20 protein-coding genes are annotated in these 16,583 nt (G+C 55.4%); 19 read left to right on the top strand and 1 reads right to left on the bottom strand.

From position 1 onward, the window contains the following. Positions 1 to 442 precede the first annotated feature (442 nt). The 12 genes from TU81_RS01310 to TU81_RS01255 all read left to right on the top strand — a co-directional run bounded on the left by TU81_RS01310 (position 443) and on the right by TU81_RS01255 (position 11,208). Positions 443 to 1,192 carry a hypothetical protein gene (locus TU81_RS01310; protein WP_048392862.1) on the top strand — a complete coding sequence of 250 codons (750 nt, stop codon included), beginning with the start codon at positions 443 to 445 and terminating at the stop codon, positions 1,190 to 1,192. Between the two features lie 110 nt (positions 1,193 to 1,302). Continuing rightward, positions 1,303 to 1,533: an AlpA family transcriptional regulator gene (locus tag TU81_RS01305; RefSeq protein ID WP_048392860.1), complete on the top strand. Its 231-nt coding sequence runs from the start codon at positions 1,303 to 1,305 to the stop codon at positions 1,531 to 1,533. Between the two features lie 4 nt (positions 1,534 to 1,537). Next, entirely contained in the window at positions 1,538 to 2,380 is an 843-nt protein-coding gene (locus tag TU81_RS01300; protein ID WP_048392858.1) for a ParA family protein, read from the top strand. A gap of 86 nt (positions 2,381 to 2,466) precedes the next feature. Then, on the top strand, positions 2,467 to 2,676 hold the full coding sequence (locus tag TU81_RS01295; protein WP_048392855.1) for a hypothetical protein: 210 nt from the start codon (positions 2,467 to 2,469) through the stop codon (positions 2,674 to 2,676). 14 nt (positions 2,677 to 2,690) lie between these two features. Further along, positions 2,691 to 4,262, top strand: a complete 1,572-nt coding sequence (locus TU81_RS01290) for a ParB family protein (protein ID WP_048392853.1) — start codon at positions 2,691 to 2,693, stop codon at positions 4,260 to 4,262. Then, complete coding sequence (locus TU81_RS01285; RefSeq protein ID WP_048392851.1) at positions 4,259 to 4,807, top strand: DUF2857 domain-containing protein; 549 nt, start codon at positions 4,259 to 4,261, stop codon at positions 4,805 to 4,807. The genes TU81_RS01290 and TU81_RS01285 overlap by 4 nt, the downstream gene beginning before the upstream one ends. Then, positions 4,804 to 5,991, top strand: a complete 1,188-nt coding sequence (locus TU81_RS01280; RefSeq protein ID WP_048392849.1) for an STY4528 family pathogenicity island replication protein — start codon at positions 4,804 to 4,806, stop codon at positions 5,989 to 5,991. Before TU81_RS01285 ends, TU81_RS01280 begins: the two co-directional genes overlap by 4 nt. Before the next feature lie 144 nt (positions 5,992 to 6,135). Next, positions 6,136 to 6,891 (top strand): PFL_4669 family integrating conjugative element protein, encoded by a 756-nt coding sequence (locus TU81_RS01275; RefSeq protein WP_048392848.1) that lies wholly within the window; start codon positions 6,136 to 6,138, stop codon positions 6,889 to 6,891. Continuing rightward, a complete protein-coding gene (locus TU81_RS01270; protein ID WP_048392846.1) occupies positions 6,888 to 7,406 on the top strand; it encodes a DUF3158 family protein in 519 nt (172 codons plus the stop codon). The genes TU81_RS01275 and TU81_RS01270 overlap by 4 nt, the downstream gene beginning before the upstream one ends. Beyond that, the gene (locus TU81_RS01265) at positions 7,403 to 7,870 is read left to right on the top strand and encodes a single-stranded DNA-binding protein (RefSeq protein WP_048392845.1); all 468 of its coding nucleotides are present in this window, start codon (positions 7,403 to 7,405) and stop codon (positions 7,868 to 7,870) included. Before TU81_RS01270 ends, TU81_RS01265 begins: the two co-directional genes overlap by 4 nt. Before the next feature lie 207 nt (positions 7,871 to 8,077). Then, positions 8,078 to 9,088: a competence protein CoiA family protein gene (locus TU81_RS01260; protein ID WP_151152239.1), complete on the top strand. Its 1,011-nt coding sequence runs from the start codon at positions 8,078 to 8,080 to the stop codon at positions 9,086 to 9,088. A 152-nt stretch (positions 9,089 to 9,240) separates the two neighbouring features. Further along, complete coding sequence (locus tag TU81_RS01255; RefSeq protein WP_048392842.1) at positions 9,241 to 11,208, top strand: DNA topoisomerase III; 1,968 nt, start codon at positions 9,241 to 9,243, stop codon at positions 11,206 to 11,208. Positions 11,209 to 11,251: 43 nt separating this feature from the next. On the opposite strand, the gene TU81_RS01250 is transcribed toward TU81_RS01255, so the two are convergent. Continuing rightward, positions 11,252 to 11,509, bottom strand: coding sequence for a hypothetical protein (locus TU81_RS01250; protein ID WP_048392840.1), 258 nt, complete (start codon positions 11,507 to 11,509; stop codon positions 11,252 to 11,254). Positions 11,510 to 11,717: 208 nt separating this feature from the next. Between TU81_RS01250 and TU81_RS01245 the strand changes: the two genes are divergently transcribed. From TU81_RS01245 to TU81_RS01210, 7 genes are all read left to right on the top strand, one after another. Further along, positions 11,718 to 12,059, top strand: a complete 342-nt coding sequence (locus tag TU81_RS01245; RefSeq protein WP_048392839.1) for a helix-turn-helix domain-containing protein — start codon at positions 11,718 to 11,720, stop codon at positions 12,057 to 12,059. A gap of 900 nt (positions 12,060 to 12,959) precedes the next feature. After that, the gene (locus tag TU81_RS01235; RefSeq protein WP_048392835.1) at positions 12,960 to 13,535 is read left to right on the top strand and encodes an STY4534 family ICE replication protein; all 576 of its coding nucleotides are present in this window, start codon (positions 12,960 to 12,962) and stop codon (positions 13,533 to 13,535) included. A gap of 70 nt (positions 13,536 to 13,605) precedes the next feature. Next, positions 13,606 to 13,863, top strand: coding sequence for a hypothetical protein (locus tag TU81_RS01230; RefSeq protein WP_048392834.1), 258 nt, complete (start codon positions 13,606 to 13,608; stop codon positions 13,861 to 13,863). Positions 13,864 to 13,963: 100 nt separating this feature from the next. Beyond that, positions 13,964 to 14,458 (top strand): RadC family protein, encoded by a 495-nt coding sequence (gene radC / locus TU81_RS01225; protein WP_048392832.1) that lies wholly within the window; start codon positions 13,964 to 13,966, stop codon positions 14,456 to 14,458. Positions 14,459 to 14,511: 53 nt separating this feature from the next. After that, on the top strand, positions 14,512 to 15,258 hold the full coding sequence (locus TU81_RS01220) for a DUF5983 family protein (RefSeq protein WP_048392830.1): 747 nt from the start codon (positions 14,512 to 14,514) through the stop codon (positions 15,256 to 15,258). Between the two features lie 106 nt (positions 15,259 to 15,364). Continuing rightward, a complete protein-coding gene (gene pilL2 / locus TU81_RS01215; protein ID WP_048392828.1) occupies positions 15,365 to 15,907 on the top strand; it encodes a PFGI-1 class ICE element type IV pilus protein PilL2 in 543 nt (180 codons plus the stop codon). After that, a complete protein-coding gene (locus TU81_RS01210; RefSeq protein WP_048392827.1) occupies positions 15,904 to 16,575 on the top strand; it encodes a chemotaxis protein in 672 nt (223 codons plus the stop codon). The genes pilL2 and TU81_RS01210 overlap by 4 nt, the downstream gene beginning before the upstream one ends. The last annotated feature ends 8 nt before the right edge of the window (positions 16,576 to 16,583 follow it).

Raw genomic sequence — 16,583 nt, 5'->3', positions numbered from 1 at the left:
AATTTATCATTTTCGTGCATAGCAGTATTCTGTCTCACCAACTTTTAACAAGAATCCTGCCCAGATATTATCTCCGCGCGAAGCCGCAACCTCATAAAGCCAGGTTGCGCAACATTTATTCACGAACAACTAATGATCAAAAAGACCCGTTTGGACGCATTCAGAATGTGAGATCGTTACATAAGAGCCTCGCAATTAGGCTTCTCAGCCACTGTCTTCCATTCCTGAAAATCTCACCGCGGTTCTGGATCATAGGGCTATCCAACAAATGGAAGTTAATAATAGCTAAAGCTCTTCGTTAGATCTCCCTAGACCATCATAAGGACGGAGCTTATCAAGGGACCGATCTGAACCAAGAGACAGGCACCGCAAGGAAGCAAAGGCCAGTACAGGCGTCTAAGAAGGTACCTAGCGGTTCTGCATCCCGGATGAGGCCGCTAGCATGTACACAGCTCACAGTTTCAATCCATGGGAAAAATCGTTTTACCGGCCGATTGATGCTGCCATACGCTGGTGTGGGCTGATGGATCACGAGGCTCAAATTCTAGACAGCGCCTGGGATTGTCCAGGTTTGCTGTCAAAGCAATTTCCACAATGGCCATGTCTGCATATCAATGTAGGGAAAATTCTCGATGCCATACGAAACAACGAGATCCCTTATGGTTATTTCGGTGTGACGACTCGGCCAGACAGCCCTATCGACTGCAGACTCGTAACTGTCAGGCATACGGATCTCAAATATTGGATGATTCACTATTATCCAGACCAACACCCCGCTTTTCTATTTGGAAGAAAGCCGCCTGATGATTCAAAAATAAGTATTGATACCTACTTGACGCTGCGAGCTGATCGAGACGCCCTCGAAGTCAAGCTTAGGGCGATAGAGCTCGCTCATGCGGCCCTCCTGGAGGAGCTCAAGGCGATAGGCTTAGAAAGGGAACGCTTACACGATCTAGTCGAGACGCAAGGCGAGCTGAATGACCGTAGCGAGGCTGGATATCTGTGCGCCATCGGAGCTTTAATCGAAACCCTTCTTGGGTCCTCACCAGGAGGAGTACCTAACTCTGTCTTCAAGTCGCAAGCCGCTATAGTTGACTCAATCACTGCGCACTTTGAAGGTGTTCCAGGATTGAGCAAGCGCTCCCTGGATAAAAAATTTGCTGCGGCAAGACGTAGCCTTTCTCGGAATTGAAGCATTGCATTGCAATCTTATCTATTGCAATGCAATGACACTCTCCCATCAGTGCTATTCAATTCAGGTCACTTCCCACTATGCGCCAACCCGCGCCAGGAGTGACCACTATGCCCAGCCAACCTTTCCCCATAGCTGAAGCGCCTCAATCCATTAACGAACGTCACATCATGCGGCGTGAAGAGGTGGAGCGGAAAACCGGGTTTAAACGGGCGCACATTTATCACTTGATGAAAGAAGGTAACTTCCCTCAAGCCAAACGCATTGGACTGCGTGCCGTAGGCTGGGACTCACTGGAGATCGAACAGTGGATCACTGAACGTTTGGCGCAGCAGGCCTGATGTCATGCGTGTGGTGTCAGTGGTATCCACCAAAGGTGGAGTGGGAAAAACAACAGTGGCTGCCAATCTTGGCGGTCTGCTAGCGGATGCTGGCCTACGCGTCCTGCTGCTCGATCTGGATAGTCAACCCACTCTCTCGAGCTATTACGCTTTGAACCACGAGGCCCCCGCCGGTGCGTACGAACTCATTGCACTCAATCAAACAGATCCTGAGCAGATAATCTCCATGACCGAGGTCGTCGGTCTCGATCTGATCCTCTCGAACGATGACCAAGGCCGACTGAGTACCTTGCTACTTCACGCCCCGGACGGGCGATTACGGCTGCACAATTTGCTCGACCATTTCCGTACCCGTTATGACCTGCTGTTGATCGACACCCAAGGCGCACGTAGCGTGCTACTGGAGATGGCCGTCCTGGCATCCGATCTCGCCCTTTCTCCCATCACACCGGAAATGCTCGCAGCGCGCGAGCTACGTCGTGGCACCTTGAAGTTGCTCAGCGAACTCGAACCGTTCCGCCACTTGGGCATTTCACCACCCCCCTTGCGATTGCTACTGAACCAAGTGAACGCCCTTCGGATGGACACTCGAATGATCATCTGCGGTCTGCGGAAGACCTTCGCTGGGGCTACCAACATCTTCGTTCTAGACACCGTAGTTCCAGACCGAGTGGCGTATCTCAATGCCGCCTCTCTCGGTCTGCCCGTACACCGAATTGAGACGCGCCGGTCAGGTAAACGACGCTCAGCCTCGGCACTGGAAACTATGCAAGCGCTGGCCATCGAGTTATTTCCGGAGTGGAGCACAGCAATCTCTACAGTAAGCAGGTACGAGGAGGCTCAATAAAATGAGTCGCCAAGCCGGTATCTCTCGCCAAGTCATTTTAGTTTGATTGACCTTGAGGCCAACGGTGTTTGGCAAGGAGTCTCTTTATGCTGGATCACCTTCCCATCATCGTTCAACCACCTCTTCGACTAAACCACCCACCTTGCGAGGAGTACTGCACCGTAGTTTTTCGCCTGCAGGGTGGGCGCTCGGCCATAGGATGGCTCCTCGCAGAGCTTTCTCACCATTTCGAAGGTTCGGGCACTGCCGAGATCGTCAAGTTCGAGGTCGACGACAATTTGTACAACCAGCGTTGACTGAGGTTGCTCAAATGAAAAAGCTTAATCAGGAGCAGATCACCGACAAACTGCATCAAGACCACTTCCCTCGGGGTCCAGAACTGGAGCGGCTTTCCGATCCACTCATCGACACGCCTATGCTGGTCACGCTGGAGCAGCTACGCCCCTACGAACACAACCCGCGCTTCATTCGTAATCCGCTGTACGACGATATCAAGGCGTCCATCCGTGAACGCGGATTGGATCAACCTCCGCCGATTACCCGCCGCCCGGGAGAAACCTATTTCATCATCCGCAACGGCGGTAATACGCGCTTGGCGATTCTCGGCGAGTTGTGGCAGGAAACCCGCGATGAACGCTTCTTCCGCATTCATTGCCTGTTCCGCCCCTGGAGCAATGAAATCACCGCCCTGCTCGGCCATCTGGCTGAAAGCGATCTGCACGGCCAACTCACCTTCATTGAGCGTGCTCTGGCGGTAGCCAAACTCAAAACCATGTTCGAACTAGATGGAGCGACACTCTCGCAACGAGAGCTGGCGCGCCGTCTTGCCGCTGGGGGCTACCCCATTTCACAGCCGCACATCAGCCGGATGCTCGACACCCTCGAACACCTCCTGCCCGCCATTCCACAAACCCTGTATGCCGGATTGGGTAAACCCAAAATTGAACGTTTGATCGGTCTGCGTAGCCAGGCTGAACGAACCTGGAATCGTTATCCAACCGACATCATTGCGTTCCCCGAGTTTTGGCTCGAAACCTTGAGCCAATTTGATGCCGATCCCGAGTCTTTCGATCTTGAGCAAATCCAGGATGAGCTGCTCGAACGTATGAGCCGCTTGCTCGGACAGTCCTACCGCATGTTGGCCTTGGAGCTGAGCGCCACACAACGGCCTGGCATTGTCATCACGCCTTCAGAGAACAGCCACCTGCCGAGCGTTGATGAAGCCGCGGCAGGACCTCCCCCCTCCGAGTCCCGCCCCCCATCAGTTGAAACTAGAACCCGGACCGAAACAGCGCGAGACGAGCAGCTCACGCTGCCCGAAACGAATGTCGCATCAGCAGTCAGCCCTCCGTCACGTGTCCAAAAAATTCGCGAACAGATTGATCGCGACACTGCCACCGAACCAACACCGAACGTCGCAACCTGCACGATCGACGACATCTGGATCATCGCACCAACACTGGATACCCCCGAACAACTACGTTTAGCCATTGCCGGACTGGCTCGGGAAATGGCGGCCTATGCAGGACATCCCGAGAGCATCATCGATCAGAAGTATGGCTTGGGCTTCGCCCTGAATATCGAGCAACTTGATCTTGCAGCACCTCGTGCAACCGGCGTTCACCTATTGCTCCTGGCCCTGCTGCGTGCCCAAGACGACGTGAACTGGGAGGATCGCAAGCAATTGCCCTCAGCCTTGTTCGGGCAACTGCTATTGGGGGTCTATGAACTCCCGCTGACAGATCGTCCCGCCGTGGACGTAGGACTGGAGCGTCTGCCCGACGGTCTCTTAATCAAACTGTATCGCCTCATTCGCTTAGCTCGACGCTTGATCGACTTGACGCTTACCGCTGAAGGCGGCTCACCAAGGGAGGAGCTATGAACCTGTCCTTCAATGTGCTCAACCAGGCCATGCTGACTCAGGTCCTTCACGAGTTGCGCCTGGGTAACCTGCAACGCTGCAAAGCACTCGGGCTGGGTGAAGAGGACATTTACCTGTTGCAATCCTTACCGCCCACCACACTGTCACGCCTGGCCCATGCCACCGTCCCCTGGGTTGAGATCAAGATTGATTCGTCGGTGCTACATCGCTTGATCGACCAGGCCGAACGCGACGAACAGAACGAGCGCCTGATCAACCGAGCGCTCAAGCTCGGTGCCAGCAGTACTATCATGTATCAATGCTTTGGCTTGGCGCATTCGGAAACCGCCCTGCGCCGACGTCTGCTCAAGATAGAAACCCGTAAGGGCCGCCCTCAGAACTTGAGCGAAGCGCAGGAACATGCGCTCTGGCAGCGTTGGTGCCAGCTACGCGCTCAGGACGGTGCTGAGGATCAGCTCGACGCCATGATGATGTTGGCGGAGGAGCAACAGATTAGCTTGGCCATCGTTTGGCAGCAGATCGACCATTACAGCAACGGAACATGAATACCACCCCTTCCAGTCGCTGGCAGCGTGTTCTGCAGCAATGCACCCAACAGTTGAGTGAACACTGGCCCGCACGCCCGACCACGGAACCACCCTCCAACCAGGCCCTTCAGGCTGGCTTTCTTTTCAGCGGCCAATCACACGAAGTCGTGCCGCGTCGCCTGCTGCTGGATTGTCGGCTGACTCCGTTGGAACGTAATGCATGGCAAGTATTTCGACTCATGCTGCAGGGCCAGGGAGTGGTCACCCCGCGTTATGAAGATCTGCAACCTTACCTGTCGAGCGTTCCCTATGGTGTATCAGCCTCCCGCGAAACCATCGCTCGCGTCCTTACGATGCTTAGGTTGACGCGCTGGCTTAGCTTGGTGAGTCGTGGCCGCGATCAGCTCAGCGGGCGCCTACAAGGTTCTCTGTATGTCCTGCACGATGAACCGTTAACTCCCGCCGAAGCCATGGAGCTGGATCAGGATTATCTAGAGCTGGTCGGAAATGCCCTCGATCATGCGACCAAAGCTGTACGTATTGTCGCGCAGCACATTGTGAAAGACATCCACCAAGACACGGATATCGACCTGGGTCGACTCCCCACCCGGCTCGACAGTTGGAGCGAACATTGGACACATCAAGGATTGGATCAAGGAACCGATGAAGCGCTACACGATTCCGAACTGGCAGGTGATCACCGCGTTCGGAATCGAGTGAAACCTAGTCCGGATTCCGAACCGGGTCTGAACGCCACTGTTTCCGGCACCGTTCGGAATCCGAACGCCGCTTGTACTGTATTAAAAGAAAGTATTTGTACTGTACCGCGAGCAACCCCAGCGGTGGATAACCTGCACTGGCCCGATCCTCTGCAGCTGAGCCCAAGCGAACGTCAGGCGGTCACCGTGGCGCTGGGCAAACTTAAACCAGCGGATCGACAGGCAGTGCTCAACGAAGCGGGCGCGCGATGTGCCGCCGGTGGTATCCGCAAACCAGCGGCCTATCTGATGAGCCTGATCCAGCGAGCGCTGAAAGGCGAGTTTCGTCCTTGGGCCGGTCAGGCTGAATCGCTACCTATTGCAGAACCGCCACCCGTCCCGTCACGCCCACTTAGAAAACGGGGCGAACCCGCCTCTGCCCTTGCCCAAGCATGCCTGAATGAGTTGCGCCAGCTGCGCGGCAAACGCCCTGGACGTCGGTAGATTTGATGCCACTGGCATCAGTGTCGAGCGTCTCGGAAATTAGCCCTCTCGAACCAAACCGAACAGACCGCATTCAGCTTTTTTGCTGTCCTAGACCTTTATCTGTCGCAACGTTCCCGTCCAAGCAGATGCGAGGACAACACCGTGGCCGATCACTATCAGCTCAACCTGGGCTCATTGCGCAGCAGCATCACCCTGACACTGCACACCCACCACGCCGCCCGTATCTGGCAAGGTCGAACCGCACGTGAAGGCGTCCATTCGATCATGGGCATGGCCGGCTACATCAGCGTCACCAATCTGATCAAACAAGCCGCAGCGCAGGACGACCCTTATGCCGATTGGGCTATCGTGCAGCTCGAAGAAAAACTGCTGCAGGCTAAGGCTGGGATGCTGGAACTGACCCAACAATTGGATCAGATCAGACGGGACCTGCCGACGCAGATCGACATGAGCGATAACCTCAATATCCACCCCGTCACCTTGCCCTTGTACATCGGCAGCCAACTAGGATTCCTCGCCGTCTACCTGCTGACTGACTACGACACACTGGTGCGCCACACCCTATTGGCCCATCACACCGCCTTGATTGGTCGCAGAGACATGGAAGCCTGGATCGACGACGGTGCCCATCTGCTGCGCAGCCTGTTCGGCCAGGCACAGCGTTATCGACTTGCCGGTGTCACACGCGATGACATGGCCGCAAACAATGCCCGCGCACTGGCGGCCATGGAAAAGTTTGGATTGCCCCCCATGGACATCCTTGAGGGACATCGCCGTTCCCAGTTCGCGCCACCGATCATTCGTCGTGGCGCTGTGCCAGTGGATGACGCTGATGCGTTGATGGAGGACGCGGTAGCCCCATCTGCGGCAGTGAATGGGCCGGAGGACGAAGCATGAGTCCCATGACACCCGTTCAACCATTGCCCCGCGAAGCATTGACACCGGATGCCTATCGACAACTCGAACACGCTGCCTCCCTAAAAGGCCTTTTAAAACCATTTAAGGGTAAGGGGGAGCTGGAACACCTGGCGCAGATGGCGAGGGAAATCGAGGCGCAGTTATGTCACCTGATGGAGGCTGTGGTGCAGCAAGCCGGACAACCTCCTTACTCACTGCTGAATATTCGATTGGTGCTGCAGAACACCAGTGCGGGCAGCACCTTTTTGCGTTGGCGTACCCGTGACTTCGCTCGTATGGGGGTTGCGGTCTGGGAACGCCAGATCTCCAACCAAGCACTGCCGCAGATCGTACGAGAGGGATTGCACCGTTTCGAATGCGAGCGCATTGCACTGAACTTGCAGATGAGCGTGGTGCATTCGCTCTACCGCCAGGCATCGACCTGCGCGATCAAAATGGCCAGTGCCGAACGGCTACTGCGCCAACTCACAACCGCAGTGGAGGTATCAGGATGAGTACTTTTTTTGTCGGCGAAGGCAACATTGGCAGTGCGCCAGAGTTTCAGGAATTTCCATCAGGTAATGACGAGCCACGGCGTTTGCTACGGCTGAATGTGTACTTCGACAACCCGGTGCCACGCGAGGGTAGCTATGAAGATCGTGGCGGCTATTGGGCGCCAGTTGAGCTCTGGCACCGCGAGGCTGAACACTGGAGTACGCTGTACCAGAAAGGTATGCGTGTGTTGGTCGAAGGCCGGACAGTGCGCGATGAGTGGGAGGACGCCGAAGATAACGCCCGGGTGACGTTCAAAATCGAAGCCCGTCGAGTCGGCATCCTGCCTCATCGCGTGCAGAACGTGGTCATGCGGGAACGATCCAGTGAACAGACGACGGCTGCAAAACAGGTCGAGCAAAGTGCAGAGCGGACCAACAATCAGAGTTCGTCAGCGACGTCAAAACCCAGAAAACGTAAAGAGTAATTGGTCAATAAATGATGTAACTAGGTATGTAATTGCGCCCCTGCGCGATACAACAGTACGAGGTACCATTGCCCCATCGACATCATGCAATGGATACGCACTGTGGGACTGCTTGCCTATAGGTTGGATGGGACACCCGTTGTCTCGGTATTCCTAACGGACGAAGAATGGAAAACCGAAGCACTGAACAAATCCCGGGATCTCTTCATGCCCGAGACCAAAAGCCGAGCGGTGCTCAAGGTCTCACGGCTTGGGCATCGTTTCTTTTCCCACAAGCCAGGTGAGCGCAAACTCAGTCAAACAGGCGGCGAAAGCGATGATCATGTCATGCTTAAAATTAAAACGCTTTTTGCTGCCACAGCCGCGGGTTGGTCTGCACTTCCTGAGCAGTCAGGGGTAACAGCTTCCGGCAAATTCTATCGGGCTGACGTTCTTTGTACTCATCCGAATGGCAAGACCAAGGTGGCTGTCGAAATACAACGATCAACACAGCGTGATGTCGACTACGAGGAGCGTCAGAGAGTCTACGTGGAAGCAGGTATTCGCTGTATCTGGATCGACATTTCCAAGAAAGCGTATCGTCATCACATCAGCAAGCCAACCAAAGCACTTCCTCGATTTGAGTGCAAGCGTCAGTCTCCCGACAGTACTGGCACCTACCTCGTATCCATCGAAAAGCAAGACATCGACTTCCCTGAATTTATTCAAGGAGCACTCACGGGAAAACTCAGATTCATTGAGCACGAAGTGAATACCTCCCTTCACCACATCAGAATCCATCGAAAGCGGTGCTGGAGCTGCAAAATTCACATCTGTTTACTAGACCCGGAATTTACTGAGGATCTAGTACGGCAGATGCCGAAAATCGTCTCCACGATCCATCGCAAGACCAGGCACATTCAAGATATGTGCAGGATCAAGCTGATTCACTTCAAAAAAAGAGGAGTCAAAGAGCACGTCTCATGCTGCCCACACTGTGGTATTGCGCAATCCTATTCTGAACTGGACCACAGGTTTGAATTGGCTGATCACGTGGCGTTTCTCGCCATTGCCCGACCTACCGGTCTTTTACCCAGAAGGTTCTGGTCTTGGGAGACTCACCCGAAACTTGAAATGCTTCCGGTCCCAGGAGCCGCATTTCTTATCACAGGAGAGCCTGACGACGACTCCGCATTGCTTGAGATCCTGCGCGAAAACCTTAAAGGGTGCCATTGGTAAAATCTGTACTTATTGATGACTGCTGACCTGGCAGTTTTCCGGTTCTTGGCTTCCCGTCAAAATTAATATGGGTAACTTAGCAATCCGGTTTCCCATATCTCGCCATTACTGTTTCCAACAACGCTGCTCCGAACTCAATCCGGAGCAGTTCTATGCGCCTCTTTCTTTGCGAGAAACCTTCCCAAGGTCGTGACATCGCCAAGGTTCTCGGAGCCAACCGGCGCAGTGATGGCTGCCTGATCGGACCCGAAATAACCGTTACCTGGTGTGTCGGCCACCTGCTTGAGGCCGCCCCACCCGAAGCCTATGGCAAGCATCTCAAATCCTGGTCACTGGACCACCTACCGATCATTCCCCAGCAATGGCAGGTCGAGGTCAAGCCCAAGACAGCGGCACAGTTCAACGTCATCAAACGTCTGCTCAGCGAAGCTCGCACCGTTGTCATCGCCACCGATGCCGATCGAGAAGGCGAAATGATTGCCCGCGAGCTACTGGAACTCTGCAATTACCGAGGCCCCGTTCAACGCCTCTGGTTGTCGGCACTCAATGAGGCGTCGATTCGCAAGGCATTGTCCTCGCTCAAGTCTGGTCAGGAGACTTTTCCACTCTACTACTCAGCCCTCGCCCGCAGCCGGGCTGACTGGCTGATCGGCATGAACCTCAGTCGTTTGTTCACCCTTCTCGGACGGCGGGCGGGCTACGAGGGCGTATTGTCCGTTGGACGCGTACAGACACCCACCTTGCGTCTGGTGGTCGATCGAGATCGTGCAATTGCCAGCTTCGTCTCGGAGCCCTACTGGGAAGTGGATGTGCACCTGTCCTCAATGGGACAACCATTCATCGCGTCGTGGTTACCACCCAGCTCAGGGAGTGACGAGGCCGGCCGTTGCCTAGAGCAGGCGCTTGCCAGTCAGACCGTCGAAGCGATCTTCAGCAGTAAAACCGCCACAGTACTCTCGCTGCAGACTGAGCATTTCCGCGAAGCGCCACCCCTACCCTTCGACCTGAGCACACTGCAAGAAGTCTGTTCACGCAAGCTGGGGCTTGGCGTTCAAGAAACCCTGAACATAGCCCAAGCCCTATATGAAACGCACAAAGCCACCAGCTATCCGCGCAGCGATTGCCGCTATTTGCCAGAGAGTATGTTTAACGAGGTACCCACAGTTTTCGATGCCCTGCTCGAAACGGATCCCGCACTACGGCCTGCGCTCGGAAGCCTCGATCAATCATTGCACTCCCGCGTTTGGAACGATGCCAAGGTCACCGCGCACCACGCCATTATCCCCACCAGCGAGCTGGCGAACCTTGCGCGGATGTCCGAACAAGAACGCCAAGTCTACGAACTGATTCGCAGCCACTACCTTGTGCAGTTTCTTCCACATCATGAGTTTGATCGGACCCACGTAGAACTGGAGTGTGGTGAAGAACGACTGACCGCCGTTGGCAAACAGATCCTGGTTCAGGGTTGGAAAGGTTTGCTCTACGAAAACACCGAGGAGGATGAGCCCAATCAAAAGGCCCAAGCTTTACCAGTCTTGCAACAGGGTACTCATTGCGCCGTGGACGACGTCGAACTCAAGTCCATGCGCACCGCCGCTCCCAAAGCGCTGACCGAGGGCGATCTGATCAAGGCCATGAAAAATGTGGCCAAGTTGGTCAACGATCCACGCCTGAAACAGAAACTTCGGGAAACCACCGGTATCGGTACCGAAGCCACACGAGCCGGCATCATCAAGGGATTGATTGATCGTGGTTATTTGCTAAAGAAAAAACGCGCCTTAATAGCCTCGGCGGCGGCCCATACCCTGATCGAGTCGGTACCCGTTGCAGTCACTGATCCGGGTATGACCGCGATCTGGGAGCAGGCTCTGGACGAAATCGAAGCGGGACGTCTGAGCCTGGATGCGTTCGTCGCCAAGCAAGTGAATTGGATAGCGCAGCTGGTCGCAAGCTGCGGCTCACTTACTTTAGCCATGCCTATCGAAGCCGGTCCGGTCTGCCCCATTTGCGATGCCTCAATGCTCAGGCGTAAGGGAAAGTCAGGGCCGTTCTGGTCATGCTCGCACTATCCGGACTGTAAGGGCACTGTGCCCATCAGAAAAGATACGCGTCGCCCGTGACGCGCCATTGGAGATCAATATGAGTGTTGGGGCGATGTAAGGGTCAGTGCATCATTAACGGCGGCTGATCCCTCTCCAACTCACTTAGTGGTTGTCCAATTTCACGGGCCAAGGCGAGACCTGTCGCAATCCATATCTGCCCCAGTTCGTTGAACGCTTCCAGGTGAGCAGGATCTTCGTTGAGCCAATGGACAAGGCTGTCGAAATGCTCGGAATTCTCAGGGCAATCATGAATCTTGATGAACAGCTCCAGTGTTCGCTCCCAGATCCGATCCATAACATCCTTGCTCTCCTCTTCCATGCTCAACCAATCCTCAGCTTGTCCTTATCAGACCGTTCATTCTCAATGGCCATCTTGGAGTCTGACCCTGGAGGAACAGAACCCTCGTCGCATTACACAGCTATTTCAGCCAATATAGCAACCTTACAAGTCGATACACAACCTTTAAGGATGTTCATGTCAACGGGTCTTTGCTCAACCATTCGGGTTGAACTGGAGAACTCATCACTTGGCACATAAACATCCGACCCAAGCCCAAATCGGGCGCATGATCGCTAAGCACCGAACCCAGCGTAATCTGACCCAGGAAGAGGTGGCTGAACGCCTGGGGATTGGCAGTGAAGCCATCTCGCGCCTGGAGCGAGGCGTGGTGGAGCTCTCCGTGGTCAAGCTGATGCAGTTAGCAGATATTTTCGACTGCCGGATGGATGAACTGCTGACGGAGTCGAGCAATCGCCCCAATGACCAAGGCCAGATGATCGCGGGTTTGCTGCGTGGACTGAAAGAAAGCGACCGTGCCTTTATCCTGGCTACTGTCGAACAACTGGCTGCTCATCTCGCCAACAAATGAGCTTATGCGCTGGTATTCGATATCCGGGCCTTTGAGGGGAGGCTCTCTGCCTTGACGTCATCTCCCCCTCTCTGCTGTAGTGCCTCAGGATCATCGCCAACGGCGACCCAAGACCGATTCGCTCCGGGTAGCTCGGTCGAACTCCTTGAGTTCGGAGCCTTCTCTTCTGCGGAATTTTTCATTCCCGTTTTGTGCTCGGCCTGATCGTGGTGGCGGATGACCACTGTTGCCTCCAAGGCAACAGTGGTCATCCGCTTCGGCGATCATATTCAGTCCCGGAGCCCGCCGGGGAATCACTGGGCACCCTTTGTGCGCGGATGCGTGCCAGCGTGTTCCGACCCAGGCCACGACAAGGGTCGGTTGGCGGGTCATGGCGCAGGTAAATCAAGTTTTGCGAGGAGCTTGTCGACTGCGTCAGACCGCCTAAGGTGGCTTTTCTATTCCTCGCCTGGCCCCCAGCCAGGCCCACTCTTCACTTTCTTCAGTCCAGTAATTTCCACTGTATTCCGGCCATAAAAAACCGGCTTGCGGCGTCTTGACGCTCCCCTATGACAGGCTTATACAAAGGGTGTGGTTCGCTGTCGTTGACAGCCCAGCCCAGGTAGCTTGAACCTTCAAGGCTACGCCACGCTTGTGGTGGTTTACCCAAGTGCGATCAGCGTTCGGAGGCTCGCACGATTGCCGCTTCAGCGGTGATGAATGCCTACTACCCCAGGTCCGCAGACCGCTGCTGCGGATTCTCTTTTGCTGCACCGCTATTCCCACGGTGCATCGTTCTGTTTGTCATTGGCTTGCCGGTGGCGTGTCGTCATCGCTTGCCTTCACCTTACCCACCCTGACGGGGCTCACTTCCCCGTCAGGGGTCGTGCGTCGCCGTTTTCCCCTGAAAGGAGAACCACCATGGCCCACGCCAACCAATCCCAAGAAGCGACCTCTTACTTCAATCTGCACACCATCGGTATCGGCTACCTGAACCGTGTTCGTGAAGTACAAGTCCGCCGTGGCCAGCCGTTCATGGCCTGCGATATCGCCGCCCTGCACGGTGCCACAGATGCGGTCGAGTACACTCGCTTCGACTGCAAAGTCGCTGGAGGCGAAGCTGAACGCTTGATTCGTCTCTATATGGACGCCGTCAAAGCCGAGAAAAAGGTTTTGCTGTCGTTCCGTATCGGCGACCTGTGGATCGACCCATTTCTCTATGAGAAAGGCGATAAACAAGGCCAACCGGGCGCTAGCCTGAAAGGTCGTCTGCTGTACATCGACTGGATCAAGGTCAACGGCACGTTCGAATACAAAGCGCCTGCCAGGCAGGAGGCAACAGCACCAGCTGAGCAAGCGCCAAACAGTGAGCCATCCCCAACGTCGGCTGATGCCGAAGCTGAGGATACCGACAACCCAGCAGAGTCCAGGATTGAATCTGAATCTGCACCCCGCACGGCCCGCCGTGTCACCACACGCACTGTTCAGCCCGCCTGAACAATTCACGATGTTTACATTAAGGCGCTCAATCGAGCGCCTTTTCTTCAATCAGCACAGGAGACCCCACATGGAATCCTTCTGGCTTTGCGACGACTGCCTGTTCGCTGCGGCTTACGAGGACTACAGCACGTTATCGCTCTACTACACGACCGATGAGATCGAGAAACGCATCGCCGGTATCCATCTTGGACTGGTCCGGCTAATGCCCATCAGTGCCGACTTCGATCCCGAAACTGGCCGGGGAATAAGAACCTTCTCTCCGTTGCCCTGCGACGGTTGTGACTCACATCTGCACGGACAACGCCACCGATTCACTCGGCTGTAAACAGCGCGTCATCGGGCAATGCCCGTCACTCTATATCCACCTCGGGGACAACACTCCCCTCGGGTGTGTACCCCCGGATTGTTCCCTTCGGAGGTACCTCATGAACACCCAGCTCACCCTGATTGAAGCCTCGGATGTCGAGGCTGATCGTATCGCCCAGGAAAACCAGCTGATCGACGAAGCGCTGCACATTCTGGATCGTCGGCTGTTCACCCGCGGCCCCAACCTGACGTCACCTGACGCCGTGGCCTCATACTTAAAACTGCATATCGCACCCCAAGAGCATGAGGTTTTCGGTGTGATTTTTCTCGATGCTCGCCATCGCGTTCTGGCATTCGAGATCCTCTTTCACGGGAGCATCGATGGCGCCAGCGTTTACCCCCGCCAAGTCGTCAAGCGCTCCCTAGCGCATAACGCAGCAGCCGCGATTTTTGTTCACAACCATCCCTCCGGTTGCACGGAACCCAGCCTGGCGGATCGCGCCTTGACCGCACGATTGAAAGAGGCCTTGGATTTGATCGAAGTGCGCTTACTGGATCACTTCATCGTAGGCGAAGGTCGTCCTCTCTCCCTTGCCGAGCATGGCTGGCTTTAACCCCCCAATAGGCGTCTTCGGACGCCTTGTTCATTTCCTTCTGGAGCACCCTCATGAACCCTTCACCCCAACCCCCAGCTCTGCTGGAAACATCAAACCCATTTGCTCGCGGCTACGACTACTTGCATATTGAACGACTGCTACAGATCACCTACGCAAACGACTGCCCTCCCTGCTTTCGCCCCGTACATGACGCACAAGCCCACCTGCCCGACGATGCGTTAGAACTGTTTCCCTGCCTGTTCAATGACGACTTCGCTCTGATCAGCGAGGGTCAATCCATTCCGGATGAATTGAATGAACGCTGCCAGTCCACCGGGCTGGTGCGGCAAGTGATCTATGCCGTGACTGGCGAAATGCTCAACGAACGACATCATGTCGGTGACCTGTACTCCTTGGAAGAAGCCCAAGCCATGGTCCATCGTTTGAGCTTCGACACAGGACACTACAGTCGAGCCTGGGAGATCAGTACCGCACACCTCACTGACGAAGCGCTGCGCCACCTGGAAAGCTGGGTTGGCAATTTCGACTCCAAGCCAACCGGACTGCTGTTTGAACCCTTTGCCCTGCCAGACTGCAATGGCGTCGGATGTAAGCTGATCGGCACGCCCTGGACCGACGATAACTTGGTGAAGATCGAGGGCAATCCTTACTCTTCGCTGAGGCAAGAGCAGCTCGACGCCGGTACGCCAGAGGCCTTGGTCAACGTACTGTATCTGGCGGCATTAGCGGATGTGAGGTTGTTGATTTTCGACCCCGACGCTGCCGTCTTGGATGGGCTAGCCATTTTTGATGAGTAGCAATGCCTTCGGCGTTAACACGACTCGCCTTGAATCAACTTTCTCACTGAATGACTCCTTCACCTCATGTCAGGTTCTGCACGGAATCTGACATGAGGTTTTTTCCATGGAGCGTTTTTTCACGCCTGTCTGCCTGCTGGGCTTGTTGAGTGCCTGCACCGCACCAATCCCAACCCCATTGCCGACTCATCCAGAGATTGACGGTGGCTCCAATCGACCCCAGTTATCGAGGAGCCCAGCCGACGAAAGCCATCCGTCAGAGCTCCGCTATGGCCGCTATACGCTGGTCAGCACCGAGCCCACCACGGAACAACGTGATCTTCTCGCTCAAATCGTTGACGTGAGCATTCCGTCCAACCTGAATCCTTCGGTACAGGAAGCAATGCAATACGTGCTGCAGCGCTCGGGTTATTCGCTCTGCCCTGCCGAAGAACCAGTGAAAATACTGTTTACCCGGGCTCTGCCCGCCGCCCATTACCGACTCGGCCCGATCTCATTACGCAACGCGCTACAAGTGCTGGCAGGCCCCGCATGGCAACTCACGACCGATGAGGTCAGCCGTTCGGTCTGCTTCGAACGGGAGAAAAATGATGCTGGCAAGGTGCGGGTCACACCAACCTCGTCCCATCAGTCGGAGGCACGCCCATGAAAGCCTCGACATTTCAAACTCTCATTGTCGGCTCCCTTTGTCTGGCGGTCTCCGGGCTTAGTGGTGGCTTGTATAACCAGTATCAACGCGTGACCGAGCTGGAAAATGCGAACGCCCAACGCTTACAGACCCTGGATACCCTGCAACGTGATTCAAGCACCCTCATGGATGCACAGGAGAAGCTGCAGTACGCACTGAAAGACCTGAAGCAAATGGTCGATACCGGTGAGCAACAGGCCAATACCCTCGATCCGATGTTGGATCAATGGGCGCAGGAGATACAGGAGCTACGCGACGGTCTGGCAGACCGCGCCACCGAAGCCGACATGATCGCGCTACGCGCACGACTTGAGCACGTCGAGCAGCAACTCCTGGACATCAAGACCCAGCCACCACTCCCACCACCAACGCCCTCCTCGGCCAAGCCGAATAAAGCCGCTCGCGCCAAACCTGTCCCGCTCTCACCGCCATTCTCAATGCTGGGTGTTGAATCTCGCGGTGGCGAGCGTTTTCTGGCCGTCTCACCTCCTGATAGTCGCTCGCTCACAGATATCCGGTTGCTGCACAACGGCGAGCAGCTCGGCACATGGCAGCTGAAGGCGCTGGAGCCGAACGCGGCCATCTTCACGGTGCCCACTCAGCCAGACCAGACCGTGCAACTCCCTTGAGAAACGAT

The organism is Pseudomonas lini, assembly GCF_001042905.1.
GTDB classification, from domain to species: Bacteria; Pseudomonadota; Gammaproteobacteria; order Pseudomonadales; family Pseudomonadaceae; genus Aquipseudomonas; species Aquipseudomonas lini.
The sequence above is the reverse complement of the archived record's forward strand: the minus strand, read 5'-3'. Positions and strand labels throughout refer to the sequence as shown.